11 protein-coding genes and 3 rRNA genes are annotated in these 17,042 nt (G+C 66.3%); 13 read left to right on the top strand and 1 reads right to left on the bottom strand.

The window, feature by feature from the left end:
* The 3 genes from BJ979_RS17270 to BJ979_RS17260 all read left to right on the top strand — a co-directional run.
* The coding region (locus BJ979_RS17270) for a hypothetical protein (RefSeq protein ID WP_218853522.1) at positions 1-982 on the top strand (982 nt) is incomplete at its 5' end.
* Between the two features lie 134 nt (positions 983-1,116).
* A complete protein-coding gene (locus tag BJ979_RS17265) occupies positions 1,117-1,707 on the top strand; it encodes a hypothetical protein (RefSeq protein WP_179569831.1) in 591 nt (196 codons plus the stop codon).
* A 345-nt stretch (positions 1,708-2,052) separates the two neighbouring features.
* On the top strand, positions 2,053-2,238 hold the full coding sequence (locus tag BJ979_RS17260; protein WP_179569829.1) for a hypothetical protein: 186 nt from the start codon (positions 2,053-2,055) through the stop codon (positions 2,236-2,238).
* Between the two features lie 106 nt (positions 2,239-2,344).
* Here the strand turns inward: BJ979_RS17260 and BJ979_RS17255 are convergent, their stop codons facing one another.
* Positions 2,345-2,542: a hypothetical protein gene (locus BJ979_RS17255; RefSeq protein WP_179569827.1), complete on the bottom strand. Its 198-nt coding sequence runs from the start codon at positions 2,540-2,542 to the stop codon at positions 2,345-2,347.
* A gap of 966 nt (positions 2,543-3,508) precedes the next feature.
* Between BJ979_RS17255 and BJ979_RS17250 the strand changes: the two genes are divergently transcribed.
* The 10 genes from BJ979_RS17250 (at position 3,509) to rrf (ending at position 15,971) form a co-directional block, all read left to right on the top strand.
* On the top strand, positions 3,509-4,021 hold the full coding sequence (locus BJ979_RS17250; RefSeq protein ID WP_179569825.1) for a hypothetical protein: 513 nt from the start codon (positions 3,509-3,511) through the stop codon (positions 4,019-4,021).
* Positions 4,022-4,452: 431 nt separating this feature from the next.
* Complete coding sequence (locus BJ979_RS17245) at positions 4,453-5,220, top strand: phosphate ABC transporter ATP-binding protein (protein WP_179569823.1); 768 nt, start codon at positions 4,453-4,455, stop codon at positions 5,218-5,220.
* A 78-nt stretch (positions 5,221-5,298) separates the two neighbouring features.
* Entirely contained in the window at positions 5,299-5,433 is a 135-nt protein-coding gene (locus tag BJ979_RS18005; RefSeq protein WP_281360917.1) for a hypothetical protein, read from the top strand.
* Complete coding sequence (locus BJ979_RS17240) at positions 5,430-6,206, top strand: fumarylacetoacetate hydrolase family protein (RefSeq protein WP_179566694.1); 777 nt, start codon at positions 5,430-5,432, stop codon at positions 6,204-6,206. The genes BJ979_RS18005 and BJ979_RS17240 overlap by 4 nt, the downstream gene beginning before the upstream one ends.
* Positions 6,207-6,245: 39 nt before the next feature.
* Complete coding sequence (locus tag BJ979_RS17235) at positions 6,246-7,643, top strand: MFS transporter (protein WP_343046630.1); 1,398 nt, start codon at positions 6,246-6,248, stop codon at positions 7,641-7,643.
* 97 nt (positions 7,644-7,740) lie between these two features.
* Positions 7,741-8,616 carry a hypothetical protein gene (locus tag BJ979_RS17230; protein WP_179566696.1) on the top strand — a complete coding sequence of 292 codons (876 nt, stop codon included), beginning with the start codon at positions 7,741-7,743 and terminating at the stop codon, positions 8,614-8,616.
* Positions 8,617-8,635: 19 nt separating this feature from the next.
* Positions 8,636-10,138: a glutamate--tRNA ligase gene (gene gltX, locus BJ979_RS17225; protein WP_425502465.1), complete on the top strand. Its 1,503-nt coding sequence runs from the start codon at positions 8,636-8,638 to the stop codon at positions 10,136-10,138.
* A 551-nt stretch (positions 10,139-10,689) separates the two neighbouring features.
* Positions 10,690-12,213 (top strand): 16S ribosomal RNA (locus BJ979_RS17220).
* A gap of 412 nt (positions 12,214-12,625) precedes the next feature.
* Positions 12,626-15,745 (top strand): 23S ribosomal RNA (locus tag BJ979_RS17215).
* 109 nt (positions 15,746-15,854) lie between these two features.
* Positions 15,855-15,971, top strand: a 5S ribosomal RNA gene (rrf, locus tag BJ979_RS17210).
* The 16S, 23S and 5S rRNA genes sit together here, the layout of an rRNA operon.
* Positions 15,972-17,042: the final 1,071 nt, after the last annotated feature.

Raw genomic sequence — 17,042 nt, 5'->3', positions numbered from 1 at the left:
TCAGCCCCGTCGCGGCGGCAACGCCGCAACGGCCACCCCTGCCGGTTCTGCCGCGAAGTGGTACACCCTCAACGGCACCACCCTTCAGCCGTACGCGGCTGACACGGTGCTCCACTGGGGCGACAGCCCTGTGGCCAGCCCCACCGCGACGTGGTCGAACTTCAAGGGTTCGACTGACGCCGAGGAGGTCGTGATGTTCCTCTCCAAGCCGGGCGAGGAGCGCACCATCACCAACTGGATCGCGACCGGAGCCGGCGCCTTCAAGCGCGGAACCAAGGACGTCCAGCTGCCGAGCGCCGACCTGGCGAGCCTCACCAACGGCAACGCGGCGTCGATCCAGGCGATCGGTGGCGACTACAGCGTCGGCATCGCGTTCACCAAGAACACCGGCACGGCCATCGCGGACGGCGGCGTCATCTTCAACACCGTCCACATCGTCAAGGGCACCGACACCTACACCTTCGACTCGCCCGCCGAGTCGACCACGCCGACCGACCCGCCGGCCGGCACGCAGACCGCTTCGGTCGACGTCTCGGCGACGACCGTCGCGGCGCAGGATGGCGCGCTCGAGCTCTCGGTTCCTGCCGGCGCGAAGGCGACCCTCGGCACCGCGGCCCTGGTGAACGGTCTCTCGACCTCCACCGGAAAGCTCGGCTCGGTCACCATCAAGGACGGCCGCGTGTCGTCGACCCCCGGTTGGGACCTCACCAGCGGCGTCGCGAAGTTCAGCCTCACCGGTGGAACCTCGGCTGACGACATCGACGCCAAGCAGCTCGGTGTGAAGCCCCTCGTCACCTCCGGCCCCGCGGCCGCGGCGGCGGGAAACCAGGCCGGCACCGCCGGTGACAACAAGTTCGCGTCGGCTGCGGCCGGCACGAGCGGCACCAGCGTCGTCGACGCCGACCTCACCTTCGTCGCCCCGGCGAAGTCGAAGGCCGGCACGTACACCTCCAAGGTGACGCTGACGCTCGTCTCGAAGTAACACTCTCGAGGCCCTGGGCGGGCTCGTCGTCGCACGCGACGGCGGGCCTCGTCCGGGGCCTCAGCCCTGCCCGATCCACCCCGGCCGCACTTAAGTCGGCGTTCACCTGACGGACGCCGCGCGGCCAATGACCGATGGCTTCATACACTGTGCCCACCTGGACCTCCGCCGCGAATCCGGCCGCGCGCCTCGCCGCCGCCGCTCTCGCGCTCGTCGCCGCCGCCACGCTGCTCAGCGTCGCCCCGGCCGTCTCCGCCCGCGCGGACGACACGATCGGCATCTCGGGCGCGCCCGCGAAGGCCGGCGCCGCCGATGGCCGCACCCGCTTCACCTACCAGGTCGGCCCGGGTCAGCACCTCGACGACGAGTACCTGGTGAAGAACACCGGCACCACCCGCCAGACGGTCACCGTCTTCGGCACCGACGCCTTCAACACCGACGACGGCTCCTGGGGCCTGCTGCCCACCGACGACACTGCGAAGGATGTCGGCGGCTGGGTCACCTTCGGCGGCCAGCCCCGCGCCACCCTCGACCTCGCGCCGGGCGAGTCCCGCGCGGTCGCCTTCGCGGTCGACGTGCCCGCGGATGCCGGCCCCGGCGACCACGCCGGCGGCGTCGTGCTCTCGGCCGTCAGCCCCGACGGGCAGGTGCTCGTCGACCGCCGCGTCGCGACGCGCCTCTACGTGCGCGTGCCCGGTGACATCCAGGAGGGGGCCTCACAGTAACTCGATTGAAGGCCGACTAACGGCATACAGCTTGGAACCCGCTCGACGGAACCAGAAGATCGTTCATGACGGTGAATAACACAGCAACGTCGCCCTCGCGGCCTCGAGGTACGGTCCACCCTCGCACCTGGTTTCGGCATTCAGGCTCTCACTCGCCCGAGGCCCGCCACAGACTTACCCGTGATGCTTCCCGCACCGGCGCGAGCTGAGCGTCACCTGCACGGCGTTCCCGCGCTGGGATACCTCGTGCCCGAGCGATCACGCTCGCTCCGCAGAACTCGACCGACTCCATCCAGCATCCGGTCCCGCTCGTCACGACCGTGCGGCAGCACATCGCTCGCGGCCGTGCCCTGGCTGCTGCTGGCGGTGCTGCTCGTGAACGGTCTCGTCATCTCGTCACCCGCCTCCGCGGCCCGCGCCGATCGCCGCCGCGCCGAGGCGTGGATGGCGCACGTCGCCGAGCAGGCCCGCAGCGAGGCATCGTCGCCCCGACAGAGCGGCGCCCCCGAGAAGCTCGGAGCCGACCGATGAAGCGGATGCTCACGGCAGCCCTGCTGGTCGGCGCGGCAGCCGTCGCGATCACCGCGGCTGCTCCCGTCGCGGCCTTCGCGGCCGACGACCTGAACGGCGGCGGCGACTACCCGATCTCGGTCACGGTCACCGACGACGGCTCGACGCCGACGGGCGGATCCGACTCCGGCGGCTTCGGCGGCAGCGACTCGGGCGGCTTCGGCGGCTCGGGATCGGGCTCGTCGGGCTTCGGCTCGACCTCGGGCTCCGGCTCGACGGCAGGTGGCGGCGACGCCGTCGACACGGGCGCGACTCCCGACGGCAAGCCCGCGGCCTCGGCCGCGGCCGACGCGGCATTCTCGATCGGCGGGATGCGTCTCGGCTACCAGATCTCGCCGCTGCCGAACCGGGGCGCGCTCAGCACCGCGGTCACGCTGCGCAACGGCCACATCCTCGGCCATGTCGGTCAAGCTGCGCCTCTGGATGACCGGTCCCTTCGGCAACCGCATCGGCGGCCGGTCGAGCGCACCGTCGTGCTCGCCCCGAAGACCGGCCCCGCACCGTGCGCACGCAGGTCGAGGGCGTCGGGCAGTGGACCTTCGTCACCTCGCACCTCGAGGCGACCCCCGCCGAAGTCGGTCGACGGCATCGACCTGGCCAAGCTGACCCGCGAGCAGTCGATCGTGATCGCGCCGTGGGCGATCCTGCTCGGCGTGATCGTCGCCGCGGGCGCGGCTGGGGTATCTCCGCCGCGGTCCGTCGCCCTCGCGTCGCCGTGCAGGAGGCCTTCGCATGAGCGTGATCGAGGCCCCCGCTCCCCGCGTCACCTGCCGGCGGGGTGCCGGTCGAGGCGCGCCCGCCCAACCCGGATACACCGCGTACCCGCCCGTGCCGCGACACCCGCGCCGCGTGCCGAAGCCGCCGTGCTGCTCGCCCGCCTGTCGCCCGCGCAGGCCGTGTCGCGCAGCGTGATCATCACCGCGGTGCTCCTGCTCTTCGCCTTCCTGCTCCAGGTGGTCGTGCTCTCGCAGCTGCAGCACCCTCGAGTCGCAGCAGCGCCTCCGCGACGCCTTCCGCGCGCAGCTCGCACGCCGGCACGCGCGCCGGTCAGCGAAGCCGACTACACCGGCAAGATGCGGCGCTCGACCTCGCCCGGGTCGGCATCCTCTCGATCCCGCGTATCGGGGGTGAACGAGGTGCCTCTTCGAGTGGCACCGACTCCGGACACCCTCAAGACCGGCGCCGGCCCACCGCCGCGACACCCCCGCTGCCGGGCCAGCCGGTGGTCTGCGTGCTCACGGGGGCGCGCGGCGGCGTACGTGCGGACCGTGCTTCGCACATCCAGGAGCTCGCCCCCGGCGACCGCTTCACGGTGCGCACCGGCCATGGCAGCAGCACCTTCGAGGTCATCGGGCGTGCGCTATGCCGGCGACCCGACGCCTGGCCGCGCTGGCCCGCGGCGGCAGCCGGCTCGTGCTGCAGAGCGCCCGCGGTTCCCGCCTTCGCGCCGAACGGCGTCGTCTACGTGGATGCGCGCCTCGTCAGCCCGGTGATGGATGCGGGCGCCCGCTGGACCACCACGGGAGCGCTGCCTCCGGAGGAGCGCGCGCTGCAGGCCGACACCCGCGAGGTCTGGAGCCTGGTCTTCGCCCTGCAGTTCCTGCTCGCCGCTCACCTGGGCGCCGTCTGGGCTCGCCGCCGCGTCGGCAGCCGCAAGACCTGGCTCGTCGGAGCCCCCGTCGTCGCACTCGCCGTGCTGCTCGCCGCCGATCGCATCGTGCCGCTGCTGCCGAACGTGCTCTGAATCCATCCCGAGGAGATCTCTCATGACTGATGCGCACCGCGACCCGGTGACCGAGGTCCTGCCGGCGACCCCGGCCCCGGCGGCCGCGAACCCGGCGGCCGCGAACCCGGCGACCGGGACCGCCGCCGCTCCGACCGGGTCCGCTCCGACCGCGACCGCCGAGGCCCCGGCGCTGGTCGAGCCCGCGACCGGTTTCGTGCCGCCCGTCCCGACCCCGGTGCCGCCGCGGCCGCGTACCCCGGGCTACGCCTCCACCGGCTTCGGCGGCGCGGAGGCCACCTCGCCCGTCGCCGACGCGCGGCTCGAAGCCGACCCGCACTACGCCTCCGCGGCGCCGTCGGTCATCCCGGCTACGGCGACGCCGGCTTCAGCGGCGCTACCAGGCCGCCGCGGCCGCGGCGTATCCCGAGACCCCGCGCGAGCCTCTCGCGATGCTCGAAGCGCGCGGCATCACCGCCTGGTTCGGCGACCACCAGGTGCTCGATCGTGTCTCGCTCACCATGCCGGCCGGCCAGATCACCTCGCTGATCGGCCCGTCGGGATGCGGCAAGTCGACGTTCCTGCGCATCCTCAACCGCATGCACGAGCTGGTGCCCTCGGCGAGCCTCGCCGGTGAGGTGCTGCTCGACGGTGACGACATCTACGAGCCGCAGAAGCGCCTCACCGACGCCCGCAAGGCGATCGGCATGGTCTTCCAGAAGCCGAACCCCTTCCCGGCGATGTCGATCTACGACAACGTGATCGCCGGGCTCAAGCTCACCGGCATCCGGGCCGATCGCGCCCGCAAGGACTTCCTCGTCGAGACCTCGCTGCAGAAGGCGGGCCTCTGGAAGGAGGTGCGCGATCGTCTGCGCGCGCCCGGCGGCGGACTCTCCGGCGGCCAGCAGCAGCGTCTCTGCATCGCCCGCTCGCTCGCGGTCCAGCCGCGCGTGCTCCTCATGGACGAGCCCTGCTCGGCTCTCGACCCGACCTCGACCCGTGTGATCGAGGAGACGATGCTCGAGCTCGCCAGCGAGGTCACGATCGTCATCGTCACGCACAACATGCAGCAGGCGCAGCGCGTCTCGAGCCAGTGCGCGTTCTTCCTCGCCGGCGCCGGCAAGCCCGGCGGCATCGTCGAGCACGGGGCGACGGATGCGATGTTCGGCGACCCGCAGGACGAGCGCACCGCCGATTACGTCAACGGCCGCTTCGGCTGATCGGCGACGCGGCCGACCCGCACACGACGGGGGATGCGGTCATAGTGGTCACGGGCGATCTCGCCGAGGGTGCGTGCGATGCAGATCGACGCTTTCCGTCGCATCCGCCGTCCTGCATTGGCGGAATCCGCACTCATCGCCACCGATCGCGGCACCGCGTTGTCGGAATCGTTCAACGGTTGCCGCATCCCCGTCGGTAGGATCGTCGGGTGAGAGTCGCGCGCTTCAGCACCGGAGACGACGACCCGCGTTTCGGAGTCATCGATGACGACGACATCGTCGTCCTCAAGGCCGACCCGATGTTCGCGGGCTACGAGACGACGGGAGAGCGCGTCCCCCTCGCGGATGCTCGCCTTCTGGCGCCGGTCATCCCGCGCTCGAAGGTCGTCTGCGTCGGCATGAACTACGGCGCCCACGCGAAGTCGATGGACTGGGACACCGACGGCGACCCGCTCATCTTCCTCAAGCCGAACACCGCGGTGGTCGGCCCTGGCGACCCGATCCGCATCCCGCCGGTGGAGGGGCGCATCGTGCACGAGGGCGAGCTCGCCGTCGTGATCGGCCGCGTCGCCAAGCAGGTCAAGGCCGCCGACTGGCAGTCGATCGTCTTCGGCTACACGATCGCGAACGACGTCTCGGCCCGCGACCAGATGTTCGCCGACGGCCAGTGGGCGCGCGCGAAGGGCTACGACACCTTCTGCCCGCTCGGCCCGTGGATCGACACCGAGATCGACCCGAGCGACCTGCAGATCACGACCTACGTCGATGGCGAGCAGCGCCGCAGCGGCCGCACGAGCGAGATGCTGCACAAGCTGCCCGAGCTCATCGAATTCATCACCGACGTGTGGACGCTGCTGCCCGGCGACGTCATCGTCACCGGAACCCCCGACGGTCTCGGCAGCTTCGAGCACGGCCAGACGGTCGACATCGACATCGAGGGCCTCGGCCGTCTCTCCAACCCGGCGCTGAACCGCGACCCGCGCTGATGCCGACGCCGCCCGTGATCGCGGCGACCCGGTAGCGCCGTGAGCTCGAGCCCGTCCGAGCTGCCGATGGCGGTGGATGCGGTGCGCGTGCACCGGCGCACCCGCTCGGTCCTGGTGGCCGGTCAGGTGCTCTCCGGGCTCGGCATGGGGTCGACGCTGTCGGCGGGGGCGCTGCTGGCGACGCTCGTCTCCGGCAGCGAGGCCTGGTCGGGCTCGGCGACGACCGGATCGACCGTCGGATCGGCGCTGGCGGCGATCCCGCTCGCGGCGCTCGCCCAGCGCGCCGGGCGCTCGTCGGCGCTCGCCTCGGGTGCGCTGACGGCGGCGCTCGGGGGAGTGCTCGGCATCCTCGCCGCGCTCTGGTCGCTGTTTCCGCTGCTGCTGATCGCCTTCGTGCTGATCGGCGTCGGAACGGCGGTGAACCTGCAGTCCCGCTTCGCCGCGACCGATCTCTCGGCGCCGTCGACGCGCGGACGCGACCTGTCGATCGTGGTGTGGGCGACGACGCTCGGCGCGGTGGTCGGCCCCAATCTCATCTCGGCGGGCAATCGGCTCGGTCTCTCGCTCGGCCTCCCCGAGCTCGCGGGTCCCTTCCTGCTGACGATCGCGGCGCAGGCGGTCGCAGCGGTGATCTACGCGCTCGGACTCCGCCCCGACCCGCTGCGGCTGGCCCGCGCTCTCGCGCACGCGACCGCCGCTCGTGCTGCCGCCGATCCCGCCGCCGATCTCGCGTCGTCGTCCGAGGTGGATGCGGCGGGCTCGCCCGCCGGACCGCCGAAGTCCGCCGAGCCGCCGTCCTCCGCGCGCGCGTCGACACCGGCATCCCGCCCCGCCCCCGCCATCGATCGCGACGATCCGCGCTCGGCTCGCATCGGCATCGCGATCCTCGCGCTGAGTCACGCGACGATGGCCTCGGTCATGGCGATGACGCCGGTGCACCTCACGCACAGCGGCGCGACGCTCGAGATCGTCGGACTCACCATCAGCCTGCACGTCGCGGGCATGTACGCGCTCTCGCCGCTCTGGGGCGTGCTCGCCGACCGACTCGGACGCACCGCGGTGATCGCGCTCGGCCAGGGGACGCTGCTTCTCGCTCTGGTGCTGGCGGCGCTCGGCAGCGAGGTCGAGGGCGCGGTCGTCGCCGCGCTCATCCTTATCGGGCTCGGCTGGAGCGCCTCCACCGTCTCGGCCTCGGCGATGGTCTCCGCCTCCACCAGTGCCGACCGGCGCACCCGCACCCAGGGCCGCGCGGATCTGGTGATGAGCTCCTCGGGCGCGCTCGGCGGCGCCCTTGCCGGCCCCGTGCTCGCCGGCCTCGGCTACCCGGGTCTCGCGCTCACCGCGATCGCCCTCGTCGCCGCGGCCGTCGCCCTCCTGCTCTGGCGCGCCCGCGCCGCCGGGGACGTCGCGGTCATCAGCGGATCCGCCGCTCGCTGACCCGACCCCGCTCTCGCCCCACCCGACCGCGCCCTGCGCGCTCGGTACCCCGGACGCGGGGGTCCCCGCCGGCGGTCGTCGCACCTAGCCTGGCCCCGTGCGAACCGGATATCGGCTCATGATCTCGGTGGCGGCCCTCGTCGCCGTCATGGTGGGGATGAGCGGATGCTCCTCCGCCGGCTCGGATGACGATTCCGAGAGCTGGGGTGTCTTCGTGCTCGACGGCGCCTCCGCTCAGCCCAGCGTCATGCCGAGCGATGACCCGGCCGGAGACGATCCCGACCTCACGATGCCGACGCCCAACTCGCGGCCGTCGCGAGTGCCCGCCGCCCCGTTCGCGCCGCACACGGCTTCGTGTCCTCGCGCGCTGCCGGTGCACCCCTCCCTGCCGCGCCGCGCCGGCTACATCACCTGGCGTGACGGGCGCGTGACGTCGAGCACGACCAGCCGGGGCGGGCAGCCGGTCTGGCGCGCGGCCCCGCAGTGGCCGTCGAGCCGCCGACTCGGCACGCCGATGACCTTCGTCGCGCAGATCGCGCTGAACGACGATGTGGTGCCGGGCGGCGCCGGCCACACGGCCTACCTGTTCGTGAGCGCCGCACCCGGGCTGCCGACCTGGGACCCGGAGCAGGGCGAGAGCGCGGTCGTCATCCAGCCCGGCGGCTCGCCGGTCGTGCCGACGAGGCCGCTGCGGACCGGGCCGACGCGGCACGACGAGGTCGAGGTCGCGAAGCTGGCGACTCAGCTCGATCCGGCTTTCGTGCCCGAAGCGGATGGCGGGGTCGGCGATGACGTCTGGTCCAGCATCGCGCCCGAGAAGGTGGGCGGCACCCCGGCCTTCCTGCAGTACGACGAGTTCCCCGAGTGCGGTCGCGTGGACCGCCTCGCTCTGCAGCTCGAGCTCGGCACCGGCGTCGGCTACGTGTTCGTGACGGACGATCTCGCCTACGGCAAGTACGTCGAGCAGTACTGAGCCCCCGCCCGCACTACCCTTGACCTCGATGTCAGCCCTGCCTTTCACCACCGCCACCGGACCTGACGTCAAGGTCCGCTTCTGCCCCTCGCCCACCGGCACCCCGCACGTGGGAATGGTGCGCACGGCGCTCTTCAACTGGGCCTACGCCCGGCACACGGGCGGCAAGCTCGTGTTCCGCGTCGAAGACACCGATGCGGCGCGCGACAGTGAGGAGAGCTACGAGCAGCTGGTCGAGGCGCTCACCTGGCTCGGCCTCGACTGGGACGAGGGCGTCGAGAAGGGCGGACCGAACGGCCCGTACCGCCAGTCGCAGCGCGGCGACATCTACCAGGACGTGATCCAGCGGCTGAAGGATGCGGGCAAGGTCTACGAGAGCTTCGTCACCCCCGAGGAGATGGAGGCGCGCAACCGTGCCGCCGGTCGCGACCCGCGTCAGGGCTACGACAACCACGAGCGCGATCTGACCGACGAGCAGCGCGCGGCCTTCCGAGCCGAGGGCCGGCAGCCGAGTCTGCGCCTGCGGGTGCCCGACAGCGACCTGTCGTACGAGGACCTGATCCGCGGCGACGTGACCTTCCCGGCGGGCAGCTTCACCGACTTCGTGGTGGTGCGGCCCAACGGCGCCCCGCTCTACACGCTCGTCAATCCGGTGGATGACGCGCTCATGGGCGTCACGCACGTCTTCCGCGGCGAGGACATCATGTCGTCGACGCCCCGGCAGATCGCGCTGTACCTGGCGCTGATCGAGATCGGGGTGGCCGACTTCATCCCGCGCTTCGCGCACATGCCCCTCGTCTACGGCGAGGGATCGAAGAAGCTCTCGAAGCGCGACCCCGAGTCGAACCTGTTCCACCACCGCGATCGGGGGTTCATCCCCGAGGGGCTGCTGAACTACCTGGCGCTGCTGGGCTGGTCGATCGCGGCCGATCGTGACGTGTTCACGACGGCCGAGTTCATCGAGGCCTTCGACATCAGGGATGTGAACCCGAACCCGGCCCGCTTCGACCAGAAGAAGGCCGACTCGATCAACGGCGACCACATCCGGATGCTGCAGCCCGACGATTTCGAGGCGCGGATCGCGCCGTACCTGGCCGGCTACGTCGAGAACCCGCCGACCGCCGCGCAGCAGGCGATCCTGCGTGAGGCGGCGCCGCTCATCCAGGAGCGCATCATCGTGCTGGGGGAGTCGCGCGACATGCTCGCGTTCCTGTTCACGCCCGATGCCGAGATCGAGTTCGCGCCCGACGCGCTGCCCAAGAACGCCGACGAGGCGAAGCTCGTGCTCGAGTCGTCGACGGCGGCGCTCGAACAGCTGACCTCGTTCGGGCGGGTGGAGATCGAGGAGGCGCTGCGCGTCGCCCTGATCGAAGGCGCCGGACTCAAGCCGCGCGTCGCCTTCGGCCCGCTGCGCACCGCCGTCAGCGGGCGCCGCATCAGCCCGCCGCTCTTCGAGTCGATGGAGATCCTCGGCAAGGAGTCGACGCTCGCGCGCCTCGAACGCTTCCGCCAGACGCTGTAGCCGGCGGGCCGTTGGCTCGGCGCCATCCCGGAAAACCGGGCGACACGCCCGGGATGCGCGGATGATTCGCGCCGGCCCCGCGGCGTACGTAAAGTAATCCCTCGTCAGCCCAAAGGAGCGGGACACGGAGAGCGGCTCAGCCGCCCGGATCCTGGCCTCAAGAGCGACAAGCCCCCATCTGAACTACTGGATGGGGTTCGCCACTCCGACGAGTCGCTGACCTGATCAGCGCGCGGTGCTTCGCAGGGTCTTTACCCCCGCAAGCCGGCTGCCCACCGGGATGGCTTGGTAGACGATCGCCTTGGATCGAACCCGCGAGGGTGAGATCTTCGAGCGTCCGATCCTTGAGAACTCAACAGCGTGCACTATGTCAAATGCCAAATAACCTCGGCTCCGCGATTTCGGTCGTGGGGTGAGAGATTCCTTTGGATTGACGGATTGTCAGTATGATGATCCTTTCAGTCAGATCAAACTCGTCTGGTTGTCGCGTTTTCCCGCGATGATCGGGCAAAAGATTTGTCAGTCGATTTCGGTCGGCTGGCTGTCATTCATTTACGGAGAGTTTGATCCTGGCTCAGGATGAACGCTGGCGGCGTGCTTAACACATGCAAGTCGAACGGTGAAGGAGGAGCTTGCTCTTCTGGATCAGTGGCGAACGGGTGAGTAACACGTGAGTAACCTGCCCTTGACTCTGGGATAAGCGTTGGAAACGACGTCTAATACCGGATACGAGCTTCAGCCGCATGGCTAGGAGTTGGAAAGAATTTTGGTCAAGGATGGACTCGCGGCCTATCAGGTTGTTGGTGAGGTAACGGCTCACCAAGCCTACGACGGGTAGCCGGCCTGAGAGGGTGACCGGCCACACTGGGACTGAGACACGGCCCAGACTCCTACGGGAGGCAGCAGTGGGGAATATTGCACAATGGGCGAAAGCCTGATGCAGCAACGCCGCGTGAGGGACGACGGCCTTCGGGTTGTAAACCTCTTTTAGCAGGGAAGAAGCGAAAGTGACGGTACCTGCAGAAAAAGCACCGGCTAACTACGTGCCAGCAGCCGCGGTAATACGTAGGGTGCAAGCGTTATCCGGAATTATTGGGCGTAAAGAGCTCGTAGGCGGTTGGTCGCGTCTGCTGTGAAATCCCGAGGCTCAACCTCGGGTCTGCAGTGGGTACGGGCCAGCTAGAGTGCGGTAGGGGAGAATGGAATTCCTGGTGTAGCGGTGGAATGCGCAGATATCAGGAGGAACACCGATGGCGAAGGCAGTTCTCTGGGCCGTTACTGACGCTGAGGAGCGAAAGCGTGGGGAGCGAACAGGATTAGATACCCTGGTAGTCCACGCCGTAAACGTTGGGCGCTAGATGTGGGGACCATTCCACGGTTTCCGTGTCGCAGCTAACGCATTAAGCGCCCCGCCTGGGGAGTACGGCCGCAAGGCTAAAACTCAAAGGAATTGACGGGGGCCCGCACAAGCGGCGGAGCATGCGGATTAATTCGATGCAACGCGAAGAACCTTACCAAGGCTTGACATATACGAGAAAGGGCTAGAAATAGTCAACTCTTTGGACACTCGTATACAGGTGGTGCATGGTTGTCGTCAGCTCGTGTCGTGAGATGTTGGGTTAAGTCCCGCAACGAGCGCAACCCTCGTTCTATGTTGCCAGCACGTTATGGTGGGAACTCATAGGAGACTGCCGGGGTCAACTCGGAGGAAGGTGGGGATGACGTCAAATCATCATGCCCCTTATGTCTTGGGCTTCACGCATGCTACAATGGCCGGTACAAAGGGCTGCAATACCGTAAGGTGGAGCGAATCCCAAAAAGCCGGTCTCAGTTCGGATTGAGGTCTGCAACTCGACCTCATGAAGTCGGAGTCGCTAGTAATCGCAGATCAGCAACGCTGCGGTGAATACGTTCCCGGGCCTTGTACACACCGCCCGTCAAGTCATGAAAGTCGGTAACACCCGAAGCCGGTGGCCCAACCCTTGTGGAGGGAGCCGTCGAAGGTGGGATCGGTAATTAGGACTAAGTCGTAACAAGGTAGCCGTACCGGAAGGTGCGGCTGGATCACCTCCTTTCTAAGGAGCATTTGGACCAGCTCGTCTGGTTCCAGAGCCACTTCGGACACACACGTTGTCCGGTGGTCAGCTCATGGGTGGAACATTGACATAGGCGTCGGATAGATCGTCTGGATCTCAGTACGGCCTCACTTGTGAGGCAAGGAAAGGGTCTGGTCGGGGCAGTCGGCGCGTGCACGCTGTTGGGTCCTGAGGGACTCGGGTGACTGAGGCTCTTTGCGGACCTCTTGCCGACTGGTCAGTGACCAGGACGCGGGGGTACCGCCCGTAATTTGAGAACTACACAGTGGACGCGAGCATCTTAGATAGAGATCGAAAGATCTCATCTACAAGATGATTCTATTTTTATAGATCATTGGTCAATCTGCAGCATCTTTATGGTGCTGCCGATCGATTCTAACAAAACTCATGTAGTCAAGTTTCTAAGAGCAGACGGTGGATGCCTTGGCATCTGGAGCCGAAGAAGGACGTAGCAATCTGCGATAAGCCTCGGGGAGTTGATAAGCGAACTTTGATCCGAGGATGTCCGAATGGGGAAACCCCGCCAGTGCGTACTTGTGCGACCTGGTGACTCCCGCCTGAATATATAGGGCGGGTAGAGGGAACGTGGGGAAGTGAAACATCTCAGTACCCACAGGAAGAGAAAGCAACCGCGATTCCGTTAGTAGTGGCGAGCGAAACCGGAACAGGCCAAACCGATCATGTGTGATAGCCGGCAGGCGTTGCATGGTCGGGGTTGTGGGACTTTCACGAACTTCTGCCGAAGTTCACATTGACGTGCGCGATATAGACGAACGGTCTTGAAAGGCCGACCACAGAGGGTGCCAGTCCCGTAGTCGAAATGTGGCGCAGCGATGGAGAGTATCCCAAGTAGCACGGGGCCCGAGAAATCCCGTGTGAATCTGCCAGGACCACCTGGTAAGCCTAAATACTCCCAGATGACCGATAGCGGACAAGTACCGTGAGGGAAAGGTGAAAAGTACCCCGGGAGGGGAGTGAAATAGTACCTGAAACCGTCTGCTTACAAACCGTTGGAGCCTCCCTAGCAGGGGTGACAGCGTGCCTTTTGAAGAATGAGCCTGCGAGTTAGCGGTATGTGGCGAGGTTAACCCGTGAGGGGTAGCCGTAGCGAAAGCGAGTTCGAATAGAGCGTTTGAGTCGCATGCCCTAGACCCGAAGCGAAGTGATCTATCCATGGCCAGGTTGAAGCGACGGTAAGACGTCGTGGAGGACCGAACCCACTTGGGTTGAAAACCGAGGGGATGAGCTGTGGATAGGGGTGAAAGGCCAATCAAACTTCGTGATAGCTGGTTCTCTCCGAAATGCATTTAGGTGCAGCGTTGCGTGTTTCTTGCCGGAGGTAGAGCTACTGGATGGCCGATGGGCCCTACAAGGTTACTGACGTCAGCCAAACTCCGAATGCCGGTAAGTGAGAGCGCAGCAGTGAGACGGTGGGGGATAAGCTTCATCGTCGAGAGGGAAACAACCCAGACTACCGACTAAGGTCCCTAAGCGTGTGCTAAGTGGGAAAGGATGTGGAGTTGCAGAGACAACCAGGAGGTTGGCTTAGAAGCAGCCACCCTTGAAAGAGTGCGTAATAGCTCACTGGTCAAGTGATTCCGCGCCGACAATGTAACGGGGCTCAAGCACACCACCGAAGTCGTAGAATTCGCATTATTGGTAGGCCTTCGTGGTCCAGCCGTGCGGATTGGTAGGAGAGCGTCGTGTGGCGAGTGAAGCGGCGGAGTGATCCAGCCGTGGACGCCACACGAGTGAGAATGCAGGCATGAGTAGCGAAAGACGTGCGAGAAACACGTCCTCCGAAAGACCAAGGGTTCCAGGGTCAAGCTAATCTGCCCTGGGTAAGTCGGGACCTAAGGCGAGGCCGACAGGCGTAGTCGATGGACAACGGGTTGATATTCCCGTACCGGCGAAGAACCGCCCAAGCTAATCCAGTGGTGCTAAGAGTCCTAATCCGGCTGACGGATCCCTTCGGGGTGAAGCTGCCGGCCTAACGCTCGACCCCATGCTGGTGCGGCTAGCGTATTAACAGGTGTGACGCAGGAAGGTAGTCAGTCCTCGGCGATGGTTGTCCGAGGCCAAGGGTGTAGGCCGAGAGATAGGCAAATCCGTCTCTCATATAAGGCTGAGACCTGAAGGGGAGCCCGCAAGGGCAAGATCTGATGATCCTATGCTGCCAAGAAAAGCATCGACGCGAGGTTCTAGCTGCCCGTACCCCAAACCGACTCAGGTGGTCAGGTAGAGAATACCAAGGAGATCGAGAGAATCGTGGTTAAGGAACTCGGCAAAATGCCCCCGTAACTTCGGGAGAAGGGGGGCCTAAGGCGTGAACGGATTTACTCCGGGAAGCGCTGCAGGGCCGCAGAGACCAGTGGGAAGCGACTGTTTACTAAAAACACAGGTCCGTGCGAAGTCGCAAGACGATGTATACGGACTGACGCCTGCCCGGTGCTGGAAGGTTAAGAGGAAGGGTTAGTTTCGACGAAGCTCTGAATTTAAGCCCCAGTAAACGGCGGTGGTAACTATAACCATCCTAAGGTAGCGAAATTCCTTGTCGGGTAAGTTCCGACCTGCACGAATGGCGTAACGACTTCCCAGCTGTCTCAACCGCGAACTCGGCGAAATTGCACTACGAGTAAAGATGCTCGTTACGCGCAGCAGGACGGAAAGACCCCGTGACCTTTACTACAGCTTGGTATTGGTGTTCGGTGTGGCTTGTGTAGGATAGGTGGGAGACTTTGAAGCGGGCACGCCAGTGTTCGTGGAGTCATTGTTGAAATACCACTCTGGTCACTCTGGATATCTAACTTCGAACCGTGATCCGGTTCAGGGACAGTGCCTGGTGGGTAGTTTAACTGGGGCGGTTGCCTCCCAAAAAGTAACGGAGGCGCCCAAAGGTTCCCTCAACCTGGTTGGCAATCAGGTGTCGAGTGTAAGTGCACAAGGGAGCTTGACTGTGAGAGTGACGGCTCGAGCAGGGACGAAAGTCGGGACTAGTGATCCGGCAGTGGCTTGTGGAAGCGCTGTCGCTCAACGGATAAAAGGTACCTCGGGGATAACAGGCTGATCTTGCCCAAGAGTCCATATCGACGGCATGGTTTGGCACCTCGATGTCGGCTCGTCGCATCCTGGGGCTGGAGTAGGTCCCAAGGGTTGGGCTGTTCGCCCATTAAAGCGGTACGCGAGCTGGGTTTAGAACGTCGTGAGACAGTTCGGTCCCTATCCGCTGCGCGCGTAGGAAATTTGAGAAGATCTATCCCTAGTACGAGAGGACCGGGATGGACGAACCTCTGGTGTGTCAGTTGTTCCGCCAGGAGCACCGCTGATTAGCTACGTTCGGAACGGATAACCGCTGAAAGCATCTAAGCGGGAAGCCGGCTTCAAGATGAGATTTCCATCCCTTCGGGGGAGAGGCTCCCAGCTAGACTACTGGGTTGATAGGCAGGATGTGGAAGTGGGGACTAAAGACCCATGCAGCTGACCTGTACTAATAAGCCGATAACTTGACAACACACAAAAGTTTTGTTGCTCGCGTCCACTTTGTGGTTCCCGATTTACGGTCGGGATACCGCACACCTGAACATCGTTTCAGGTCTGCAGACACGCTAAATCAATAGTGTTTCGGCGGCCATAGCGAAGGGGAAACGCCCGGTTACATTCCGAACCCGGAAGCTAAGACCTTCTGCGCCGATGGTACTGCGAGGGGGACCTCGTGGGAGAGTAGGACACCGCCGGACTTCTTTCGGGAAATGGCCATCCAGGATTCTGGATGGCCATTTTCTGTTTAAGGCACCATGCTCCTGTGAGGAGCGCGCCGGAAGCTCGTGATCGACTGCCGGCACCACCAGAAGGAGTCGAGATGAGCGACCAGAACGATCGAGACCGCGACGAGCAGCGTCGCGATCGACGCGACGACCGCGGGGCGCGAGGCGACCGCGGTTCGGGCTATTCGGGTCGCAATGGTGCTGACCGCGGTGGACGCGAAGGCGGTCCGCGAGGTGCCTCGGTCGGTGGCTCCCGTGGCTATGGTCGCGACGACCGCAACTCGGGCGAGCGCCGCGGCGACGGCGCCGAGCGTCGTCCCTATCGAGGCAACGAGTCGGGTGCGCAGGGCGGCGACCGCGGCCGTGGCGGCTACGGTGGCGCCGGCGGCCGTTCCTCTGACCGCTCCGGTGGTTCGGGCCGTCCCTTCGGCGGCGACCGCGATGGACGGTCGAACGGACGCTACGACGATCGTCCGCGTCGGTCGGACGCCGGATCGCAGGGTCGTGACGGGCAGAGTCGCTCGTTCGATCGCGGCGACTCGGACGATCGTCCGCGCCGCTACTCCGATCGTCCGGCATCGGGTGACCGCGGTGGACGCGGGTTCGATCGCAACGGTTCTGGGGATCGCGGTGGACGCAGCTTCGACCGCGACGGCTCCGGCGGGCGCGGTGGCGGCCGTCCGTTCGATCGCAGCGGTTCAGGCGACGGAGAGCGTCGCTCCTTCGACCGGGGCGGATCCGGAGATCGTGGGGGCCGTTCGTTCGACCGTTCCTCGGGTGGGGATCGTGGCGACCGAGGCGCTCGCGGATACGGACGCGACGGCTCTTCGGACCGCGGCGGGCGCTCGTTCGGCGCGGGCGGCGGCGACCGCGGCTCGCGGGGATTCGATCGCGGTGCGGCGGGCGACCGTGGTGGTCGTCCCTTCGACCGGAGCGGCTCGGGTGACCGCGAGCGTCGTCCCTACGACCGCTCGGCCTCGGGTGATCGTGAGCGACGTTCCTTCGACCGCTCCGGTTCTGGTGACCGTGGTGGTCGCGGCTTCG

Source organism: Schumannella luteola (assembly GCF_013408685.1).
In the GTDB taxonomy this organism is placed as follows: domain Bacteria; phylum Actinomycetota; class Actinomycetes; order Actinomycetales; family Microbacteriaceae; genus Schumannella; species Schumannella luteola.
Note: the sequence above shows the minus strand (reverse complement) of the source record. Positions and strands in the feature narration are given on the sequence as shown.

Bases quoted from the DNA above. Each gene is read 5' to 3' on its own strand.
- BJ979_RS17265 (WP_179569831.1), top strand. From the start codon at position 1,117: ATGGCTTCATACACTGTGCCCACCTGGACCTCCGCCGCGAATCCGGCC.
- BJ979_RS17245 (WP_179569823.1), top strand. From the start codon at position 4,453: ATGCTCGAAGCGCGCGGCATCACCGCCTGGTTCGGCGACCACCAGGTG.
- BJ979_RS18005 (WP_281360917.1), top strand. From the start codon at position 5,299: ATGCAGATCGACGCTTTCCGTCGCATCCGCCGTCCTGCATTGGCGGAA.